This window comes from Mesorhizobium sp. M0854, assembly GCF_040319815.1.
Lineage (GTDB): Bacteria > Pseudomonadota > Alphaproteobacteria > Rhizobiales > Rhizobiaceae > Mesorhizobium.
On record NZ_JAMYOL010000006.1, the window covers coordinates 73,568 to 92,382 of the forward strand.

General features: G+C 63.6%; 16 protein-coding genes. 12 read left to right on the forward strand and 4 right to left on the reverse strand.

Annotated elements, in window-relative coordinates; translation table 11 throughout:
• The first annotated feature begins 7 nt into the window (after positions 1-7).
• From NKH99_RS12490 to NKH99_RS12500, 3 genes are all read left to right on the forward strand, one after another.
• Positions 8-1,048 (forward strand): ABC transporter ATP-binding protein, encoded by a 1,041-nt coding sequence (locus NKH99_RS12490; protein ID WP_352455248.1) that lies wholly within the window; start codon positions 8-10, stop codon positions 1,046-1,048.
• A 31-nt stretch (positions 1,049-1,079) separates the two neighbouring features.
• Positions 1,080-2,360, forward strand: coding sequence for an amylo-alpha-1,6-glucosidase (locus NKH99_RS12495; protein WP_353014265.1), 1,281 nt, complete (start codon positions 1,080-1,082; stop codon positions 2,358-2,360).
• Between the two features lie 605 nt (positions 2,361-2,965).
• Positions 2,966-4,357: an FAD-binding oxidoreductase gene (locus NKH99_RS12500; RefSeq protein WP_353014267.1), complete on the forward strand. Its 1,392-nt coding sequence runs from the start codon at positions 2,966-2,968 to the stop codon at positions 4,355-4,357.
• A 35-nt stretch (positions 4,358-4,392) separates the two neighbouring features.
• Here NKH99_RS12500 and NKH99_RS12505 read toward each other — a convergent pair whose 3' ends face one another.
• The 3 genes from NKH99_RS12505 to NKH99_RS12515 all read right to left on the reverse strand — a co-directional run bounded on the left by NKH99_RS12505 (position 4,393) and on the right by NKH99_RS12515 (position 7,504).
• Positions 4,393-5,322, reverse strand: a complete 930-nt coding sequence (locus NKH99_RS12505; RefSeq protein WP_352502990.1) for a pseudouridine-5'-phosphate glycosidase — start codon at positions 5,320-5,322, stop codon at positions 4,393-4,395.
• Between the two features lie 12 nt (positions 5,323-5,334).
• Positions 5,335-6,444 (reverse strand): carbohydrate kinase, encoded by a 1,110-nt coding sequence (locus NKH99_RS12510; protein WP_353014269.1) that lies wholly within the window; start codon positions 6,442-6,444, stop codon positions 5,335-5,337.
• A gap of 211 nt (positions 6,445-6,655) precedes the next feature.
• The gene (locus NKH99_RS12515) at positions 6,656-7,504 is read right to left on the reverse strand and encodes a MurR/RpiR family transcriptional regulator (RefSeq protein WP_352472245.1); all 849 of its coding nucleotides are present in this window, start codon (positions 7,502-7,504) and stop codon (positions 6,656-6,658) included.
• Positions 7,505-7,691: 187 nt separating this feature from the next.
• Here NKH99_RS12515 and murA point away from each other — a divergent pair, with 187 nt between their 5' ends.
• The 9 genes from murA to NKH99_RS12560 all read left to right on the forward strand — a co-directional run bounded on the left by murA (position 7,692) and on the right by NKH99_RS12560 (position 18,349).
• Positions 7,692-8,948, forward strand: a complete 1,257-nt coding sequence (gene murA / locus NKH99_RS12520; protein ID WP_352743532.1) for a UDP-N-acetylglucosamine 1-carboxyvinyltransferase — start codon at positions 7,692-7,694, stop codon at positions 8,946-8,948.
• Entirely contained in the window at positions 8,945-9,835 is an 891-nt protein-coding gene (locus tag NKH99_RS12525; protein WP_352819089.1) for a glucosamine kinase nucleotide-binding domain-containing protein, read from the forward strand. The genes murA and NKH99_RS12525 overlap by 4 nt, the downstream gene beginning before the upstream one ends.
• 184 nt (positions 9,836-10,019) lie before the next feature.
• Complete coding sequence (murQ, locus tag NKH99_RS12530) at positions 10,020-10,943, forward strand: N-acetylmuramic acid 6-phosphate etherase (protein WP_352819165.1); 924 nt, start codon at positions 10,020-10,022, stop codon at positions 10,941-10,943.
• Positions 10,944-11,043: 100 nt separating this feature from the next.
• Positions 11,044-12,564: an ABC transporter substrate-binding protein gene (locus NKH99_RS12535; protein WP_352849900.1), complete on the forward strand. Its 1,521-nt coding sequence runs from the start codon at positions 11,044-11,046 to the stop codon at positions 12,562-12,564.
• Between the two features lie 34 nt (positions 12,565-12,598).
• Positions 12,599-13,558, forward strand: coding sequence for an ABC transporter permease (locus NKH99_RS12540; RefSeq protein WP_352819084.1), 960 nt, complete (start codon positions 12,599-12,601; stop codon positions 13,556-13,558).
• Positions 13,558-14,397, forward strand: a complete 840-nt coding sequence (locus tag NKH99_RS12545; RefSeq protein ID WP_352472238.1) for an ABC transporter permease — start codon at positions 13,558-13,560, stop codon at positions 14,395-14,397. The genes NKH99_RS12540 and NKH99_RS12545 overlap by 1 nt, the downstream gene beginning before the upstream one ends.
• Positions 14,394-16,142, forward strand: coding sequence for an ABC transporter ATP-binding protein (locus NKH99_RS12550; protein ID WP_352472237.1), 1,749 nt, complete (start codon positions 14,394-14,396; stop codon positions 16,140-16,142). Before NKH99_RS12545 ends, NKH99_RS12550 begins: the two co-directional genes overlap by 4 nt.
• Positions 16,143-16,211: 69 nt before the next feature.
• On the forward strand, positions 16,212-17,213 hold the full coding sequence (locus tag NKH99_RS12555; protein WP_353014272.1) for a serine hydrolase domain-containing protein: 1,002 nt from the start codon (positions 16,212-16,214) through the stop codon (positions 17,211-17,213).
• A 5-nt stretch (positions 17,214-17,218) separates the two neighbouring features.
• Positions 17,219-18,349 carry an anhydro-N-acetylmuramic acid kinase gene (locus NKH99_RS12560; protein ID WP_353014274.1) on the forward strand — a complete coding sequence of 377 codons (1,131 nt, stop codon included), beginning with the start codon at positions 17,219-17,221 and terminating at the stop codon, positions 18,347-18,349.
• Here NKH99_RS12560 and NKH99_RS12565 read toward each other — a convergent pair.
• The gene (locus NKH99_RS12565) at positions 18,346-18,777 is read right to left on the reverse strand and encodes a GNAT family N-acetyltransferase (RefSeq protein ID WP_353014276.1); all 432 of its coding nucleotides are present in this window, start codon (positions 18,775-18,777) and stop codon (positions 18,346-18,348) included. The two genes, NKH99_RS12560 and NKH99_RS12565, sit on opposite strands and share 4 nt — an antisense overlap.
• Between the last annotated feature and the right edge of the window lie 38 nt (positions 18,778-18,815).

An 18,815-nucleotide genomic window follows, 5' to 3' on the forward strand; every position in this document is an offset into this window, starting at 1 on the left:
AACGCCGATGGCTGAGATCGTCATCAAGCAGGTGGCAAAACGTTTCGGCGGCTTCACCGCGCTGCATTCGATCGACCTGACCATCGCCGACCAGGAATTCATGGTGCTGCTCGGCGCCTCGGGTTGCGGCAAGACCACGCTGCTGAGGATCGTCGCCGGGCTGGAAACGCCAAGCCAGGGCGAGGTCTGGATCGGCGGCCGTCGCGTCGACCATCTGCCGCCGCGCGAACGCGGCATCGCTATGGTGTTCCAGAATTACGCCGTGTTTCCGCACCTGACGGTATTCGAGAATATCGCCTTCGGCCTGCGCATGAAGAAGCTGCCGCAGCAGGAGGTCGACGGGCGCGTCAACCGCACCGCCGAGCTAATGCATATCGAACAGCTTTTGAAGCGCTATTCGGGCCAGCTTTCCGGCGGTCAGCGCCAACGCGTGGCTGTGGCCCGCGCCCTGGCGATGGAGCCTGACGTGATCTTGATGGACGAGCCGCTGTCCAACCTGGACGCGCTGCTGCGACTCGAAATGCGCGCCGAGCTCAAAGGTGTGCTCGCGGCGTCCAAGACCACCACCATCTACGTTACCCACGACCAGGTCGAGGCGATGAGCCTTGCCGACCGCATCGCCGTCATGCATCAGGGCCGTATCGTCCAGGCCGCCTCGCCGGTAGAGGTCTACCGCAATCCGGCGGCCCGCTTCGTCGGCTCCTTCATCGGCAACCCGCCGATGAATTTCATCCCGGCGACGAAGACGGCCGACGGCAGTTGGACCGTCGCCGGGCTGACGCTGCCCGGCCCCAAATCGGACAAGCAGACGATAGAATTCGCCATTCGCCCCGAGGATGTAGACGCCGGCAACGAAGGTATTAACGCCACGGTGCGCGTTGTCGAGCCGCTCGGACCGCACACGCTGGTCACCTGCGACGTCGAGGGCGGCCTGTTCCGCGCCATCCTCGAATCGAATGCCACGGTCGCCGTCGGCGATCACTTGCGGCTTTCCCCCAAACCCGATCGCATCCGCTGGTTCGATCCCGAAACCACCAACGCCCTTTGATCCCCTTCGATTCTGAAAGTACGAACGCCCGATGATATCTCTTGCTGTCGACGAAACCATCGCCCGCGCCGTCGAGGTGCTCAGGGAAAATGACCAAGGCACCTACACCATACCGACCAAGGGCCTCTACCCGTTTCAGTGGAACTGGGATTCCTGCCTGACCGCGGTCGGCCTTGCCCACTATGACGAGGCGCGCGCCTGGACCGAGATCGACACGCTGTTCGCCCACCAATGGCCAGACGGCATGGTGCCGCACATCGTCTTCCATGTCTGGAGCGACGGCTATTTCCCCGGGCCGGAGGTCTGGCGAACCAATCGCCCGACTGCCACCTCCGGCATCACCCAGCCGGCGGTCGCCGGCTTTGCCGTGCGCCGCTTGTTCGACCAGGCCAAGGACAAGACCCTGGCGGCCGAGCGCGCCCGCGCGCTGTTGCCGAAAATCGACGCCTGGCACCGCTGGTTCTACGAAAATCGCGACCCGGACGGCGAAGGGCTGGTCGCCATAATCCACCCATGGGAGTCCGGCCGCGACAACTCGATCGACTGGGACGAGGCGTTCGAGCGCGTGCCGACCGAAGGCGTCGAGCCCTACACCCGCCGCGACATCCTGCACGCCGATCCGGCGCATCGTCCAACCAAGGCACAGTATGACCGCTATGTCTGGCTGTTGCAGCATTTCCGCGGGCTTGGCTGGGATAATGCCCGGCTGCACGATGCCTCGCCATTCCAGGTCGTCGATCCCGGCTTCAACGCCATCCTGATCCGTTCCGCCGCCGACCTTGCCGATCTCGCCGAGGCACTTGGCGAAACCGAAATCGCAGAAGCCAATCGCGCCCGTGCCGAAAAGGGGCTTTCGGCAATGGAACGGCTGTGGAGCGACGCGCATGGCCAGTACATTTGTTTCGACCGAGTGGCCGGAAAGCATGTTGACAGCGCGTCGGTCGGCGGCATTCTGTCGGTATTTTCGGCCATCCCGGAAAGCCGGGCAGCGACCATCGCTGCAGCGATCGAGCGCATCGCCGGCAAAGCGCGTTACATCGTCCCGTCGCATGATCCTGAGGATGGGCGCTTCGACCCAAAGCGCTACTGGCGCGGCCCGGTCTGGCTGGTGGTCAACTACATGATCGCCGACGGCCTTGCCGCCGCCGGCCACAGCCAAATCGCACAACGCATCACGCAATCCAGTCTCGACCTGATCGCCGAGAGCGGTTTTGCCGAATATTACGACCCCCTCAGCGGCGAGCCGCTCGGCGGCAATCGCTTCACCTGGACCGCGGCAATGGTGATCGAGTTCCTGAAGGGCAGAGCCTGAACGCTTCCGCCTAGGCCGCCGGCTACCAAAGCCCGTTCTGTCTGCCGAATAACAGTCGACCCCATTTGCGTCTGAGGCATGTCCTGGCCCCATCAAAACAGGCCAAGGCGTGCCAATCTTCACCATGCCAGAGCTATAACAATTCTTCACAAACCGCTATCTATACTGCGTCGGGGCGGGGAGAAGCGCGGCTCGCGGCACTTGGCATTCCGGTCATCGCCTGCACCCCGGATCTGTTTCCGGACATGATGGCGGCGGCACTGCGGCGGGAGGATATCGGCGCCTGGGCGGCGGGAGGCGACATCAAGCTCATTCGCGCCGAGGCTGAGGCGCCTGGGACGCATGAGTGAGCGTTTGCCTCGGTCCAGAATACTGGGCCGCCCGCAGGTAAGCGCTTGCGGTCAAAGGTTTGACAAATAGCCGGCCGCGCCTATGGTCGACCTGTTACAGGAGCGACGCATGGTGAAGACAACCGGCTGTATTCTTGGCGGGTTTTCCCCACATTTGCTGAACAGTAGAAATCAGCCACGGCCGCTTTCACAGCCCTCGCCCTTCCCTCTCCCGGCCGCGTCGATGCGCCCGGGCCGTTCATGTCCTTGAGCCACATGTCGCGGAAAATTGCCGAACTCCTGTCGCGGCTGGAAAAGCGGCTGGATCGGCCGGCGATCGTCTCGGCAGATGAGGCCGGGCCGCGTTACAGGGAAGACCCCGACGGCAAGACCGGTGCGCGGCCGGAGGTCGTGCTGCGACCGCGCACTGCCGGCGAGGTGTCGGACATTCTGCGCCTGTGCAACGAGGCCGGGCAGAGGCTCGTCGTCCAGGGTGGCCGCACCGGTCTTGCGGGCGCGGCGCGCATCCAGCGCGGCGAAGCGGTGCTGTCGCTGGAGCGCATGACTTCCGTTGAGGCTCTCGACCGCGAGGCGGCGACCATCATCGCCGAGGCCGGCGCGCCGCTGCAAGCGGTGCAGGAAGCCGCCGATGCGGCCGGCTTGCTGTTCGGCGTCGACATCGGAGCGCGCGGCACGGCCACCGTCGGCGGCAATGTCGCCACCAATGCCGGCGGCATCCGTGTGCTGCGCTACGGCATGTACCGGGCGCAGGTGCTTGGGCTGGAAGCGGTGCTTGCCGATGGCAGTATTCTGACCTCGCTCAAGGGTTTGGCGAAGGACAACTCCGGCTACGACCTCAGCCAATTGTTCATCGGCAGCGAAGGCACGCTCGGCGTGGTCACGCGCGCATGCCTGCGGCTGCATCCGAAGCCGGCCACCGAGATCACCGCCTTCTGCGCGCTTGCTTCGCTGGACGCGGCGATCACGTTGCTTGCGCGGCTCAGGCGGAAGCTCGGGCCCTTGCTATCGGCCTATGAGGTGAATTTCGCACCGCTCTATGGCGCCATGATCGCCGGCATGGAGGCGCCGGCGCCGCTGCCGGTCGGCTCACCCGTCTATGTACTGGCCGAAATACAGGGCAGCGAGCCGGACCGCGACGCCGAACGCTTTGCCGCGGTGCTGATGCAGGCGGTTGAAGATGGCCTGATCGACGACGTGGTCGTCTCGCAATCGCCGCGCGAATTCCGGGCGCTCTGGGCGGTGCGCGAGGAGGCCAACCGTTTCCTGTTTTCGATGGCAGGCCTGATCGGCGTCGATATCAGCATCCCACTGGCGAGAATGGCGACTTTCCTAGGCGAAACAGAAGCCGGCATCAGGGCCGTCGACCCTGGCGCCGACATCTACGTCTTCGGCCATCTCGGCGACGGCAATCTGCATTACCAGGTCCGCACCGCGGATCCGGCGGCCGCATACGGGATCATCTACCAGGGTGTGGCCGCGGCTGACGGCGGCGTCTCGGCCGAGCATGGCATCGGCCTGGACAAGAAGGAATGGCTGCACCTTGTGCGCAGCGACGCCGAGATCGCGGCCATGCGGCGCCTGAAAGCAGCCTTCGACCCGAACAACATCCTCAATGCGGGGCGCATCTTCGACCTCGCGCCGGGCTGAAATCGAAGGTACGTAGCGCTGGCCGGGCGCTGTCTCTATCTGGTCGCGCCCTTCAATTCCGCATGCGCAACCGCGATGCGGGCAGCAAGCGCGGCGTTGTTGCGGACAAGCGCGATGTTGGCCTTCAGGCTGCGGCCTTGCGAAAGCTCATTGATGCGTGCAAGCAGAAACGGCGTCAGTTCCTTGCGCCCGATGCCGCGCTTCTCGGCCTCAGCCACGGCCGCTGCGATCGTGCCGTCGATGAACGCCGGATCGAGCGCGTCCGCTTCGGGAATAGGGTTGGCGACGAGAATGCCGGTGCCGGATTCCATCTCGTCATGCAGCAGCATGGCTCGCGCGATCTCATCGGGCGTGTCGAGGCGATGATCGGCCTTGAGCCCGCTGGAGCGGGTGTAGAAAGCCGGAAAATCATCGCTCCCATAGGCGATCACCGGCACGCGCTGAGTTTCCAGATATTCCAGCGTCTTCGCAATATCGAGGATCGACTTAACTCCGGCGCAGACGACGGTCGTGCCGGTTTGGCCGAGTTCGGTCAGGTCGGCGGAGATATCGAAAGTGGCTTCGGCGCCGCGATGCACGCCGCCCACGCCCCCGGTCGCAAAAATGCCGATCCCGGCTAAAGCGGCGATCCGCATTGTCGCCGAGACGGTGGTTCCGGCCGAGCCGCCGCGCACCATGATGGCGGCGAGATCGCGCCCGGAAGCCTTGACCACGCCCTTTGCCGCTGCCAGCTCTTCCAGCTCACGGTCGTCGAGGCCAACCTTGATCTTGCCGGCGACCACTGCGATCGTGGCGGGCACGGCGCCGTTTTCACGCACCACGGTCTCGACACCACGGGCAGTTTCCAGATTGGCCGGATAGGGCATGCCGTGGGTGATAATCGTCGATTCCAATGCCACCACCGCGCGGCCTTCATCAAGCGCAGCAGCGACTTCATCGTTCAGGTGGACAAGGAAAGGTTTCATATCATCTCGCTTTCAGGCAGGAATGCGGTACATGCCGGCGGCAAGGAAGCGCGGCGACAGATCGGGATGGACGCTGGCTTCGCTCTCGGTGGTCAGTGTGGCAAGCAGCGCGCCGGTGCGCACGGCATGAGCGACCGGCTCACCCGAAAGCACCTTGTACAGTGTGCCGGCGATCATCGCGTCACCGGCGCCGGTGATATCGACGGGCTGCGCCGGGACGGAGTGCATGGTCGTCACACCGCTCTCAGTCGCAACGGCAAATCCATGCGCGCCCACGGTCACGATCACCTCGCCGGCGCCGGCCGCGCGCAGCGCTGCCGCTGCTTGCTCCGGCGTCAGCCGCCTGTCGGCATCCGTCATGCCGAGCATCGTATTGGCCTCGTCATGATTGGTGAACAGAAGATCGATGCCGGTCAGGTCCTTCGGCAGGCGCGCTGATTTCGGCGCCGATACCGTGTCGACGGCGAGCTTGAAGCGCGCACCCTGCTTGCGCGACATCAGTGCTGCGAGGGTCGCGGCCGGCAGATTGCAGTCGATGAACACCCATGTCGCCGAAGCCAGATGCGGCCAGAAGCGGTCGAGATAGGACGACGAAAACAGATCGAAGATCTCCATGTCGGCAATGCCGAGCACGAGGTCGTTGTTGCGGTCGAGGATGGCCGCGTATTCCGCCGTCGCCCGTTCCGTGGTGGTGATGACCTGGCTGACATCGGCGCCGAGGTCGCGCAGATGCTGCACCAGTGAGCGGCCGGTTTCATCGTCGCCGACGATCGAGACGAAGCTTATGTCGACGCCGAGGCGGGCAAGGTTTTCGGCGACGTTGCGGGCAACCCCGCCGAAGCTGCGATAGCCGTCGACCGGGTTCGACGTCTCGAAAATCAGATCCTTCTTGGCGTGGTATTTGCGGTCGAGCACCGCGCCGCCGACGCAGACCATGCGCTTGGACGTCGGCAAGACGTAACCACGGCCGAGAATGTATCCCTTGTTGACGAGTTGCACGATGTGGGCCGCAACCGTCGAGCGGGCGATGCCGAGCACCGTTGCTATGTCCTGCTGGCCGGCGAATGGGTTCGCGGCAATGAGGTCGAGAACCGCTTGTTCCTGTGCTCCAAGGTCGTCCATTGTCTCACCCGGCCGTCGAATTCGAGGCTGAATGTTGATATAACAACAGATGCTGTTGTCAACAGTTGTTTGGACCTGGGCATTTCCGGTCGGGTCCCCACATTTGGTCAGGCCACTTGTGTCGACCTATCGGACGCGCTCGCGCTGAAGGCCCTACGGCGCGGGCATTTCTCCGAGAACAGGGAGCCTTAACGCGAGACTGCGAACACCACTAAGCCTTCAGCACCGAGACGGCCAATTCGCTGTTGTGGACGTATTCGTTGGCGTCAGGCTGCTTCTGCACGAGCAGGATGAACAGCAGGTCGGTCAGCGTCAGTTGTGCATCACGCGCAGTTATCGATGACGAGCGCGCGCGCTCTTCATCGGCGATCGTGTGGAGGCGAATGTCGGCAACCCGGCTCAGCGGATTGTCGCGAAGTCCGGTGACGGCGATCACGGTGGTGCCACGTTTGCGGGCAAGTTCAGCTATCCGCAGGGTTTCGATGCTCGCCCCGGAATAGGAGAGCGCGAACAGCACGTCACCTCTTCCAAGCGTCGAGACATTGGCCATTTGCACATGGCTGTCGCTGTCGTGCAGCACGTTGCGGCCGAGTTTCATCAGCTTGTAGGAAAAATCGCGCGCCACCAGCGAGGATGCGCCGACGCCGGCCAAATGAATGCGGCGCGCACCATTCAATGCTTCGAGGGCCTTGCCGATTTCCTGCTCGGTGTTGGCCGCGACGGTCTGCTGCATCGACAAAAGCTTGCTGCCGATCAGCTTGCGCAGGATGACCAGATAGCTGTCGCCGACCTCGATCGAACCGTGGATCATGCCGGCCGGCACGTGCCATTCCTGCGACTTGGCCTCGCTGACGGCGAGCTTAAGCTCCTGATAGCTGGAATAGCCGAGCTTCTGGCTGAACTTGACGACGCTCGACTGGCTGCGGCCGATCTCGGCGGCAAGCGCCGCCGTCGACAGGCGGAGCATCTGGTCGGGATTATCGACGATATACTGACCGATCTCGCGGTCGCCGGGCGCCATGACTTCGAGCTTGGCCTCGATCTTCTTCAGGACGGACATGCGTTCCCCCATTGCCTGTCATAGACAACGCCAAGCCAAGGAATAAATTATTCCGCCTCTGATTGACAGCCAAGAATGAACCATCAAATCTCGACTGGTGCGGTTGCGGCCCAGCCTTCGGGCATGTCGACGATTCGGACATGAAAAGATCGTAGACTCGCCGACAGCTCGGGATTAGGTCAGAGCCATGGACAAATTGCGGATCGTCGGCGGGCACAGGCTTGAGGGCGCGGTGACGATCTCCGGCGCCAAGAACGCGGCCTTGCCGCAAATAGCGGCGGCGTTGCTCAGCCCCTATCCGCTGCAGCTGACCAACCTGCCTGAGGTGACGGATATCGACAACATGCTTGGCGTCGTCGGCCTTCATGGGGCCGAAGTCACCAGATCGGCGCATGCCGCCACAATCGATACCAGTGCTGCCGCTTCCAGGGAGACAAGCTACGATACCGTCAGGCGCATGCGCGCGACGGTGCTGGTTCTCGGTCCACTGCTTGCCCGCTTCGGCCATGCCCGGGTCTCGCTGCCTGGCGGCTGCGCGATCGGCGCACGGCCGGTCGACATGCATGTCGCCGCACTTGCCGCACTTGGCGCCGATATCGCGATCGAAAACGGACTGATCGTCGCGTCTGCGCCGGGCGGACTGAAAGGCGCGCGCATCGTTTTGAGCTCGCCGTCGGTCGGCGCGACCGAAACGGCGATGATGGCGGCGACGACGGCAAACGGCGAGACCGAGATCCTCAACGCGGCCCGCGAGCCGGAGGTGGCCGATCTTGCCGCCTGCCTGAACGACATGGGCGCGCGGATCGAGGGCGCCGGCACGCACCGCATCCTGATCGGGGGCAGCACAGACTGGCGCGCCGCCACGCACGACATCATCCCGGACCGGATAGAGGCCGGCACCTATGCCGTCGCAGCGGCCATCACCGGCGGTCAGCTCGAGCTGACCCACGCGCGGCTCGAGCACATGGCATCCGTCGTCCAGCTGCTCGAAGCAGCCGGTGTGAAAATATGGCCGGGCGACCGCGGGCTGATCGTATCGAGAGACGGGCCGCTCAAGGCGGTCGACGTGACGACGGAGCCCTATCCGGGCTTTCCGACCGATCTCCAGGCGCAGTTCATGGCGTTGATGTGCTGTGCCGAGGGCGCTTCGCTGTTGCGCGAGACGATCTTCGAGAACCGCTTCATGCATGTGCCTGAACTGATGCGGCTCGGCGCCAATATCAAGCTGCAAGGCACCATGGCGCTGGTGCGCGGAGGCGAGAAGCTGAAGGGCGCGCAAGTGATGGCGACCGACTTGCGCGCCTCCGTCTCGCTGGTGCTGGCAGCGCTGGTGTCGGAGGGCGAGACGACGATCAATCGCGTCTATCATCTCGACCGCGGGTACGAGCAGTTGGACCGCAAGCTCCGGCTGTGCGGCGCCCAGATCGAACGAATAAGGCAATGAGTGCCGGTGGGGCGTCTCCGCATTATTTCCTGGGCGTCGATGGCGGCGGAACCGGCTGCCGGGCGCGTATCGAAGACGAGGCAGGAACCGTGCTCGGGCAAGGCCTGTCGGGCCCGGCGACAACGCGACTCGGTATAGAGGTGGCCTGGGCCTCGATTGCCAAAGCCTTTGGCGCGGCGATCGAAGAGGCAGGGTTCGCGGCGGCGGAAATCGCCAGGATCCGCGCGGGTATCGGTGTTGCCGGCATCGGCCGTAAGGGTGCGCTCGAGGCGTTTCATGGCATCGAACAACCCTTTGCGAGCATCGACTTCGTCAGCGACGGCGTCGCGGCTTGCCTTGGCGCGCATTCGGGTCAAGACGGCGCCATCGTCATAGCCGGGACCGGTTCGATCGGGCTCGGCTTTGTCGAAGGGCGCGACCTGCGCGTCGGCGGCTACGGTTTTCCGATTTCCGACGAGGGCAGCGGCGCCGATCTCGGACTGAAGGCAGTGCAGCTTGCCTTGCGAGCCCATGACGGCCGGCATGAGCGGACGGCGCTGCTGGCCGAGGTGATGCAGCGCTTCAAGGACGATCCGTTCGAGGCGGTGGCCTGGATGGACCGCGCCAGTGCGACGGACTATGCCGCCATGGCGCCGATGGTGATCCGCCATGCCGACCAGGGCGATCCGGCCGGTCGGCGGATCGTGCAAGGCGCTGCCGAGCAGATCGACACCTTCGTGCGGGTGCTGTTCGAAAAAGGTGCGCCGCGGGTTACGCTGCTCGGAGGGTTGTCCAGCCCGCTTGAGCCATGGCTCGCTCCCGACGTCCGCCGACGGCTGAAACCGGCCGACGGCGACGCGGTTTCGGGAGCCATAATCCTGGCCAGAAAATCCCTCTGCCGCCAGTGATGCCTTGCTCGCAAGGAATATAATATTCCTACTTTCCGTTGACACAGGGAATATCGAATTCTAAGAAGTTAACGAAACAGAACCGGCGCAGCCGGTACGGAGCCGACGGCCAGGTGCAGGCACTGGACGCCGCTTGCTGCGGGCATCACAGTCCTGCTCGCAGTCGCACTTGAAAGTAAGCGAAGTGGTCGAACAAGGGTTGATGTCGGAGCTGGAGCGGCTGGTTTCCGAGGACCGGAACCCGAAAACCATGGATATCGATCTGTTGCCGACCCTCGAGGTGCTGCGCAAGATCAATGACGAGGACAAAGGCGTTGCGGCAGCCGTCGAGAAGGTCATCCCCGACATTGCTGCGGCTGTGGACCGGATCGTGAGCGCGTTCCAGAACGGTGCACGCCTTGTCTATATGGGGGCTGGCACCAGCGGCCGGCTCGGCGTCCTCGACGCCTCGGAATGTCCGCCGACCTTTGGCGTACCCGAGGACATGGTGGTGGGCCTGATCGCCGGCGGCGTCGACGCGCTGGTGCACTCTGCGGAAGGCGCCGAGGACGATCCGAAACAGGGAATAAAGGCGCTGCAGGACATCAAGCTGACCGCCGACGACGTGGTGGTCGGCATCGCTGTCAGCGGACGCACACCTTATGTCATCGGCGGCCTGACCTATGCCAAGGAAGTGGGAGCCACCACCGTGGCGTTGTCCTGCAATCCTCGATCGACCATTGCCGGCATTGCCGATATTGGCATCTCTCCGGTGGTTGGCCCGGAGGTCCTCACCGGCTCGACCCGGCTGAAATCGGGAACCGCGCAAAAGCTGGTGCTCAATATGCTGTCCACCGCCAGCATGATCCGCATCGGCAAGAGCTATCAGAACCTGATGGTTGACCTCAATCCAAGCAACAAGAAGCTTGTAGCAAGGGCGGTCAGGATCGTGATGCAGACGACCGGCTGCGCGGCACAGCAGGCACGACAGGCACTCGACCAGACCGGCAATGATGTAAAACTGGCAATCCTGGTGACGATCACCGGCATGGGTGTCGAAGAAGCACGTAAGGCGCTTGCCAACGCGGGAGGTTTCCTGCGCAAGGCGATAGGCGAAAAGACGGTGTAAGACCGCATGGATACTGGGCCGATGTTCCGGGGCGTGTGTCCCTTTGAAGCGGTCCGGGGAACTGCAAGGCATCTGGTTTAACAATAATGGGAGAACGACAATGGTACGGCACATTGGCAAGAAACTGCTTTCCGGCATGACGCTCGCGGCAATGGTTGGCATCGCCGCGCTACCGGTGCAGGCGAGTGCGGCGACGCTGCATATGGCGTGGTCGCAGGACGCCACCGGTCTTGATCCGCACAAGCAGACCGCATTCTCCTCACTGCGGCTGCTGGAGCTGATCTACGAACCGCTGGTGCGGCTCGACGCAAACCTGCAAATCACGCCCGCGATTGCCGATTCATGGCAGTTCTCGCCGGACGGCAAGGAGCTGAGCTTCAAGCTCAATCCGAAAGCAAAATTCCAGAACGGCGCCGCCGTGACCTCGGCCGACGTCAAGGCATCGTTCGAGCGCATACTCGACGAGAAGACGGGTGCTGCGGCGCGCGCCAACTTTCTCTCGATCGCCAGCATCGACACGCCCGATCCAGCCACCGTCGTGTTCCACCTCTCGCAGCCGGATGTGCCGATCCTGACGGCGATGAGCGACGTCAATGCGGCGATCGTCCCGGCAAGCGAAATCGCGGCCGGCTCGATCGGCACGACAACGATCGGCTCGGGTCCGTTCAAGCTCGAAAAATGGGATCCGAATTCCAAGGAAGTGCTTGTCGCCAACAAGGACTGGGCAGGCGGCGCGACCGGCGTCGACGGCATCGATATCAGCGTGCTGCCGGACGAGACGGCAATCCTGGCGGCGATGCGCACCAAGCAGATCGATTTTGCCCTGCTCAACGATCCGCTTGTCGCCACGCTGGTGCCCAAGGAAGCCAGCCTGCAGTTGAACCGCGTGCCGGTGCTTGCCTATCACGTGCTGCAGCTCAATCCCTCCCGCAAGCCGATGACCGAACTCAAGGTGCGTCAGGCGATTTCCTGCGCCATCGACCGGCAGGAAGTGCTGGACACCGCCTCGCTCGGCGAAGGCAAGGTCACCGGCCCGCTGACCATCCCGGCACTGGCGACCGATCCGAAGCAGTTGTTCTGCTATAAGCGCGACATTGGGAAGGCCAAGCAGTTGATGGTCCAAGCCGGCTATGCCGACGGCTTTTCGGCGACCGTGATCGGCGCCACCGGCGAGCCGCCGACGGCAGCGGCGGAAGCCCAGGTGATCCAGTCGCAACTCGCAGAAATCGGCGTCAAGCTCGACATCAAGATGATGGAGCTCAACGTCTATGTCGACGCCTGGCTGAAGGGCGATTTCGACATGGCCGTCGCGCTGAACGGCGGCAGGGCCGATCCCTACACTATGTACAACCGCTACTGGACCAAGACGGGCAATCTGCAGAAGGTGGCGAACTATATCGACGACACGCTGGACAGTCTTATGCAGAAGGGCCGCACCGAGACCGACCCGGCAGCGCGCAAAGCGATCTTCGCCGACTTCGAGAAGCACATCACTGAGATGTCGCCCTGGATCTGGCTCTACACGTCCTACAGCTACACGGCACAGCAGAAGAATATCGCAGGATTCGAACCGGTGCCGACAGGTTCGCTGTTCAGCCTCGCCAAGGTGACGATCCAGTAGCTGCTTTGATGCCGGACGAGAGGATATTCTTCGCGTGAACTATCTGATGCGGCGACTGGCGACCTTCCCTCTCGTCCTGCTTGGCGTGTCCATCGTGGTGTTCCTGGCGATCCGGATGGTTCCGGGCGATTCGATCACGGCAATGCTGGGGACCGAAGCCGGCCTGCTGACGCCGCAGCAGCGCGATGCGCTTGCAGCTTATTTCGGCATCGACCAGCCCTGGTTCATCCAGTACTGGCGCTGGCTGCTTGGTCTTTTCCAAGGCAATCTCGGCCTTTCGTCCACCTATGGCAGGCCGGTGCTCGACGTCATCCTCGAGCGTTTCCCGCTAACGTTGGAACTCGCCCTGCTGTCGATGGTCATCGCCCTGCTTGTCGGCATGCCGGCCGGGATTTTTGCCGCCACCCATAACGAAAAGCTATCCGACCTCGGCGTGCGCGTTGTCGCAATGATCGGGCAGTCGACGCCGAACTTCGTCCTTGCCCTGCTGATCATCTACACGCTGTCGGCGGGGTTTGGCGTTTTGCCGGCGATGGGCGAGTTTTCGCCGCTGTGGCAGGATCCGCTGCGCAATCTCGGCCAGCTGTTGCTGCCTGCGGTCACGCTTGGATTTGCCTTCGCGGCTTCGGTGACCCGCATATCGCGTTCGGCGATGCTCGATGTGCTCAGCGACGACTATGTCAGGACGGCGCGTAGCAAGGGCGTTTCGGCGCGCGGCGTCATCTGGCGGCATGCTTTGCCCAACGCGCTCATCCCGGTCGTGACGCTGAGCGGCATAGAGTTCGGCTACCTCCTGGGCGGAGCTGTCATCGTCGAGCAGATCTATGCGCTGCCCGGTCTCGGCCGCATGGTGCTGGATGCCATCCTGCAGCGCGACTACGCGCTGGTGCAGGGAAGCGTGCTATTCATCGCCTTCAACTTCATGATCGTCAATCTCCTCGTCGACCTCGCCTATGTCGCGCTCGACCCGCGTATCCGGTTAAGCGAGCACTGATGGCGACATTGCGGGCTATATTTGCGCATCCCAGTGGCCGGATCGGCGGTGCCATCGTTGCGCTTTATCTGCTGCTTGCCGTGCTTGGCATGCTGGGGCTGACGCCGCACAATCCGCTGACGCAGCACCGGGTCGAGCGACTGCATGCGCCTGACGGCATCTACTGGATGGGCACGGACCTGTTCGGCCGCGATGTCGCAAGTCGGCTGATGACCGGGATCGGCCAGTCCTTCATCGTGGCCTTCTTTTCGGTCGCCTTTGCGACACTGGCCGGCACCGTGCTCGGGCTGGCGGCAGCCTGGTTCGGGCGCCGCTGGGACGGCATGGTGATGCGCATCATGGACGTTGTGCTGGCGTTCCCGGCGATCCTGCTGGCGCTGCTGATCGTCGCGGTTGCGGGACCGGGAACCTCGACCAGCGTCATTGCCATCGCCGTCGTCTACACACCGATCTTCACGCGCGTCGTGCGAGGTCCGGCTCTGTCGCTCAAGGCGCGCGAGTTCGTCGACGCGGCCCGCACGTTCGGCAGCAGTGCGGGCTATATCGTAACACGGCATCTGCTGCTCAATCTGGTGGCGCCACTGACGGTTCAGGTGACGCTGGCGCTGGCCTGGGCACTGCTGACCGAAGCCGGCTTAAGCTTCCTCGGGCTCGGCACGCAGCCGCCCGCCGCGTCGCTCGGCCTGATGCTGAGCGACAGCCGCAATCTGATGGAGACAGCTCCCTGGCTGATGATCTTCCCGGGCGTGGCGATCATGATCGGCATCCTCGGTTTCAACCTGCTCGGCGATGCGTTGCGTGATGTCCTCGACCCGAAGATGCGGAGATCGATCGCATGATCCCGCTGCTGTCCGTCAGCGGATTGCGCGTCGGCTTCGGCCGCAATCCGCAAGCCAATGAGGTCGTGCGCGGCGTCAGTTTCGATCTCGCCGACGGCGAGACGCTCGCAATCGTCGGCGAAAGCGGCTCGGGCAAGTCGGTCACGGCGCTGTCGATCAATCGCCTCGTCGATTATGGCGGCGGCCGCATCACCGGCGGGTCGATCAAGCTGAGGCGGGCCGACGGCAGCACCTTCGACCTGACAGCCGCAGCCGAGCCGCAATTGACGAAGATCCGCGGCGGCGAAATCGGCATGATCTTCCAGGAGCCGATGACCTCGCTCAATCCGGTGCTGACCATCGGCAGGCAGATCGAGGAATCGTTTCGCCTGCATCGCGGCCTGACCGGCCGGCGAGCGACGGCGGCGGCCAAGGACGCGCTCGACCGCGTGCGTATTCCCGACGCTGCACGGCGGCTGAAATACACGCCCAACCAGCTTTCGGGCGGCATGCTGCAGCGGGTGATGATCGCCATGGCGATTGCGTGCAACCCGCGCCTGCTCATTGCCGACGAGCCAACGACGGCGCTGGATGTTACGGTGCAGGCGCAGATCATGGCGCTGCTCGCCGAATTAAAGCAGGAAACCGGGATGTCGATGATCTTCATCACCCACGACATCGGTCTGGTTGCAGGCATCGCCGACAAGGTGATGGTGATGCAAGGCGGAGAAGCTGTCGAGCAGGGCGCATTGAACCAGATATTGGACGATCCGCGGCATCCCTATACGCGGCATCTGCTTCATGCGGTGCCGCATTTCGCCGGCGGCAGTGCCGCACGCAAGGACGTGCAACGCGAAACGCAAAAAGCTGCCGAGCCGGCGCTGAAGGTCGATGGCCTCGTAGTGCGGTTTCCGGTCAAGGCTGGGTTTTTCAGCCGTACCAGCGGTGCCGTCCATGCCGTGGACGGTGTGGATTTCGAGCTAATGCCGGGCGAGACATTGGCGGTCGTCGGCGAGAGCGGTTCCGGAAAGTCCACCACCGCCCGCGCGATTCTGGGGCTGGTGCGCTCGACGCGCGGCACGATCTCGGCTAGCGCGCGCAAGGCCGCCGCCGGGCAGAGCGCCCTTCCCGTGCAGATGGTGTTCCAGAATCCCTATGGCTCGCTTAATCCCAGACTCACCGTCGAAAACCTCCTCGCGGAGCCGGTGATCGCTACCGGCGGACGGATAACTGCTGAAACGCGGGCGAAAATGGCCGCGCTGCTGAGACGCGTCGGCCTTCCGGAAAACAGCCTGCGGCGCTATCCGCACGAATTCTCCGGCGGCCAGCGGCAACGCCTGTGCATCGCTCGCGCGCTGATGCTCAATCCTTCGGTTGTCGTCCTCGACGAAGCGGTTTCGGCGCTCGATGTGTCGGTGCAGGCCAGGGTGTTGGAGCTTTTGATCGAGCTGCAGCGTGAATTCGGGCTGGCCTATCTGTTCATCTCGCATGACATGGCTGTCGTCGAGCGGATCGCCCATCGCATCGCGGTCATCTATGCCGGCCAGATCGTCGAGATCGGCGATGCCAGATCGGTGCTCTCGGAGCCGAAGCACTCCTATACCAAACAGCTTATCGCGGCCGTTCCTACTATAGACCGGCGGCATGAACGTTTCGAGCTGGACACGCGCCAGGTCCCCTCGCTCGTGCGTCCGCTGGGGTTTGAGCCGGGGCCGGCTAATTGGCAGCAATTCGGGCCGGATCATAGAGCACGGGTGGAAGTGTGATGATTGTCGCCCAAGGATACGAAAGGCCGGAGGGACAGCCCCATCGCTGCCTTCCAAACGGAGGCGTAGTTGATTGACCATGATTTCTTCTCCCGCGCATTCGCCCCGCTCGAAGCGGCCGTGGCCGCATCGCGCATTCCGGGCGGCGTGCTCGGCATAGTTGACGGGGACGGCGAACGCATCGTCCGGGCAATCGGCTCAGCCCAAGTCGTGCCCGAGATACGGCCGATGCATGTCGGGACATGGTTCGACCTGGCATCCCTGACCAAAGTCATCTTCACCACGTCGCGTATCCTGGCACTGGCGGAAGAAGGCGTCATCGACCTCGACGCGCCGCTGATTTCCGTCCTGTCCGACCTTCGCCAATATGACGAAAAAGCCTGGGAACGGAACGTAACGTTTCGCCAGTGTCTCGGCCATCAGACACCGTTTCCCGCCGTCGCGCCAATCTACACCTATGGGCGTGACCCCGAGCTGCTGCGCGCCTTCATCCTGCAGCGCGAATGGCAGGCTGGCGAGCCGGTCTATTCCGATATCAACTTCATCCTGCTCGGCTTCGTCCTGGAGCGCCTGTCTGGCAAGACCATTCGCGACATAGATCCCGGTCCGGGCTTCGCGTTCTCCGCCGAACCGGATCAAGCGGCGGCGACCGAAGACTGCACATGGCGCCATCGCGTGCTCTGCGGCGAAGTCCACGACGACAATTGCTCGGCCTTGCAAGGTGCCGGTCACGCCGGCCTGTTCGGAATGGCGGCTTCGGTCCTCGACTTTGCGCAAGGGCTGCTGGACGGGACCGGCGCGTCGCAGCGTTCGATCGCGCTAATGCGCACGCCCTTGTCGGCAACCCGCACCCATGGCTGGGAGCGACCCTACGAAGGCTGGTCCGGCGGCCGGTTATGCAGCCCCGAAACCATCGGGCATACCGGCTTTACCGGTGTCGGGCTGTGGGTCGACTTCGACAAAGGCAGAGCCTGGACCTTGCTCACCAACCGGATCCATCCGACACGTCATTTCAACAGCGGGATCGCAGCGCTTCGCCAAGCGGTCGGCGATCTCGTCAACGGAGCCTGACAACCATGAATCCGAAAAATGGCGAACCCATGTGGGCCGTCGGCCTGATGACCGGCACCGTGCTGGACGGCAATATCGATGTCGCGCTGATCAAGACCGACGGCGAACGGATTGACGACTTCGGCATCTACACGCTTGCCCCCTACCCGCAGTCGATCCGGACCTTGCTGGAAGAGACGCTGCGGCAGGCAAGGAGCTGGAATTTCACAGGGCCGGAACCGGCAATCTTCGATGAGGCAGAGGAAGCGCTGACGCGCGCCCAGTCCGCGGCAGTCAAGGATCTGGTCGAAAGCCACGGGCTGACGATGGCCGATATAGGGGTCGTCGGCTTCCACGGCCAGACCGTGCTGCACCGTGCCCCGCAAGTGGGCCGACTGGGCCAGACCCGCCAGCTTGGTGACGGCGAGCTGATGCATGCCATCCTTGGCACCAGGGTCGCCTATGACTTCCGCTCGGCCGACATGCGCGCCGGCGGCCAGGGCGCGCCGCTGTCGGCCGCCTATCACGCCGCGCTGCTGCGCGAAGCCGACACCACCGGCGACACGGCGGTGCTCAATCTCGGCGGCGTCGCCAACATCACCTGGTGGGATGGCACGGACAATGTTGTTGCCTTCGACACCGGGCCCGCCAACGCACCGCTGAACGATTTCATCAAATCGAAGGGGCTCGGCGAAATGGACCGCGACGGCGCCCTTGCCCGCGCCGGCACGGTCGACGAAGCGCGGCTGGCCAAGCTCCTGCAGCATCCGTATTTGACCAAACCCTACCCGAAATCGCTGGACCGTTTCGATTTCGGCGCCTCGATGGCGGACGGAATGAACACCGAGGATGGCGCAGCCCTGCTGACGGCCTTCACCGCGGCCGCCGTCGGCAAGGCGCTCGATCTTCTGCCGCGCCGGCCGAAGCGGCTGGTGGTCAGCGGTGGCGGTCGACACAACCCAACGATCATGGCCATGCTTGCCAGCCGCGCTGGCGTCGAAGCGGTTCCGGCCGAGGCGCTTGGCTGGAAGGGCGATGCGGTGGAGGCGGAGTGTTTTGCGTTCCTGGCAGTGCGCGTGCTCAGGGGCTTGCCGATCAGCTTCCCCAGTACGACCGGCGTGCCAAAGCCGATGTGCGGCGGACGCCTTGCCGGCTAGTCAGGCTTCAGCCTCTTCTGCAGGAAGATGCGGCTGCGGCCGACGGGAAAATCGGCAAGCACGCCGAAGGGCTGATAGCCCTGGCGCTCATAGGCCTTGGCGGCCTTGGGATTGAACGTGTCGATCCAGGCGCCGTGACAGTCGCGCGCGATCGCCTCCCTCTCGGCCGCCTCGAGCATCCTGCCGGCCATGCGGTGACCGCGCAGTTTTTCATCGACCCAGAGCCATTGCACATAGAGCCAGCCCCAGGCGGTGTATCCCGAGATGCCGGCGACAATAGCGCCGTGCTCATCGCGCACGAACACGGCCAATGCCTTCCTGCAGGAGGCGCCGACATCACTGTCGTTGAACGCCGCAAGCCGCTCTCCGAGAAAAGCCAGCTCGTGCGGCAAGGGGTCGGCGGTTGTCTCAAGCGTTGTATTGTTCATCCGCCAAGCATCTATCGAAGGACGGGCCCGAGAAGCAA

Coding starts and splice junctions, on each gene's coding strand:
- NKH99_RS12565 (WP_353014276.1), bottom strand. CDS start 18,777: ATGAACAATACAACGCTTGAGACAACCGCCGACCCCTTGCCGCACGAG.
- NKH99_RS12510 (WP_353014269.1), bottom strand. CDS start 6,444: ATGGACGACCTTGGAGCACAGGAACAAGCGGTTCTCGACCTCATTGCC.
- murA (WP_352743532.1), top strand. CDS start 7,692: ATGGACAAATTGCGGATCGTCGGCGGGCACAGGCTTGAGGGCGCGGTG.
- NKH99_RS12525 (WP_352819089.1), top strand. CDS start 8,945: ATGAGTGCCGGTGGGGCGTCTCCGCATTATTTCCTGGGCGTCGATGGC.
- NKH99_RS12560 (WP_353014274.1), top strand. CDS start 17,219: ATGAATCCGAAAAATGGCGAACCCATGTGGGCCGTCGGCCTGATGACC.
- NKH99_RS12500 (WP_353014267.1), top strand. CDS start 2,966: ATGTCGCGGAAAATTGCCGAACTCCTGTCGCGGCTGGAAAAGCGGCTG.
- NKH99_RS12515 (WP_352472245.1), bottom strand. CDS start 7,504: ATGTCCGTCCTGAAGAAGATCGAGGCCAAGCTCGAAGTCATGGCGCCC.
- NKH99_RS12505 (WP_352502990.1), bottom strand. CDS start 5,322: ATGAAACCTTTCCTTGTCCACCTGAACGATGAAGTCGCTGCTGCGCTT.
- NKH99_RS12545 (WP_352472238.1), top strand. CDS start 13,558: ATGGCGACATTGCGGGCTATATTTGCGCATCCCAGTGGCCGGATCGGC.
- NKH99_RS12490 (WP_352455248.1), top strand. CDS start 8: ATGGCTGAGATCGTCATCAAGCAGGTGGCAAAACGTTTCGGCGGCTTC.
- NKH99_RS12495 (WP_353014265.1), top strand. CDS start 1,080: ATGATATCTCTTGCTGTCGACGAAACCATCGCCCGCGCCGTCGAGGTG.
- NKH99_RS12535 (WP_352849900.1), top strand. CDS start 11,044: ATGGTACGGCACATTGGCAAGAAACTGCTTTCCGGCATGACGCTCGCG.
- NKH99_RS12550 (WP_352472237.1), top strand. CDS start 14,394: ATGATCCCGCTGCTGTCCGTCAGCGGATTGCGCGTCGGCTTCGGCCGC.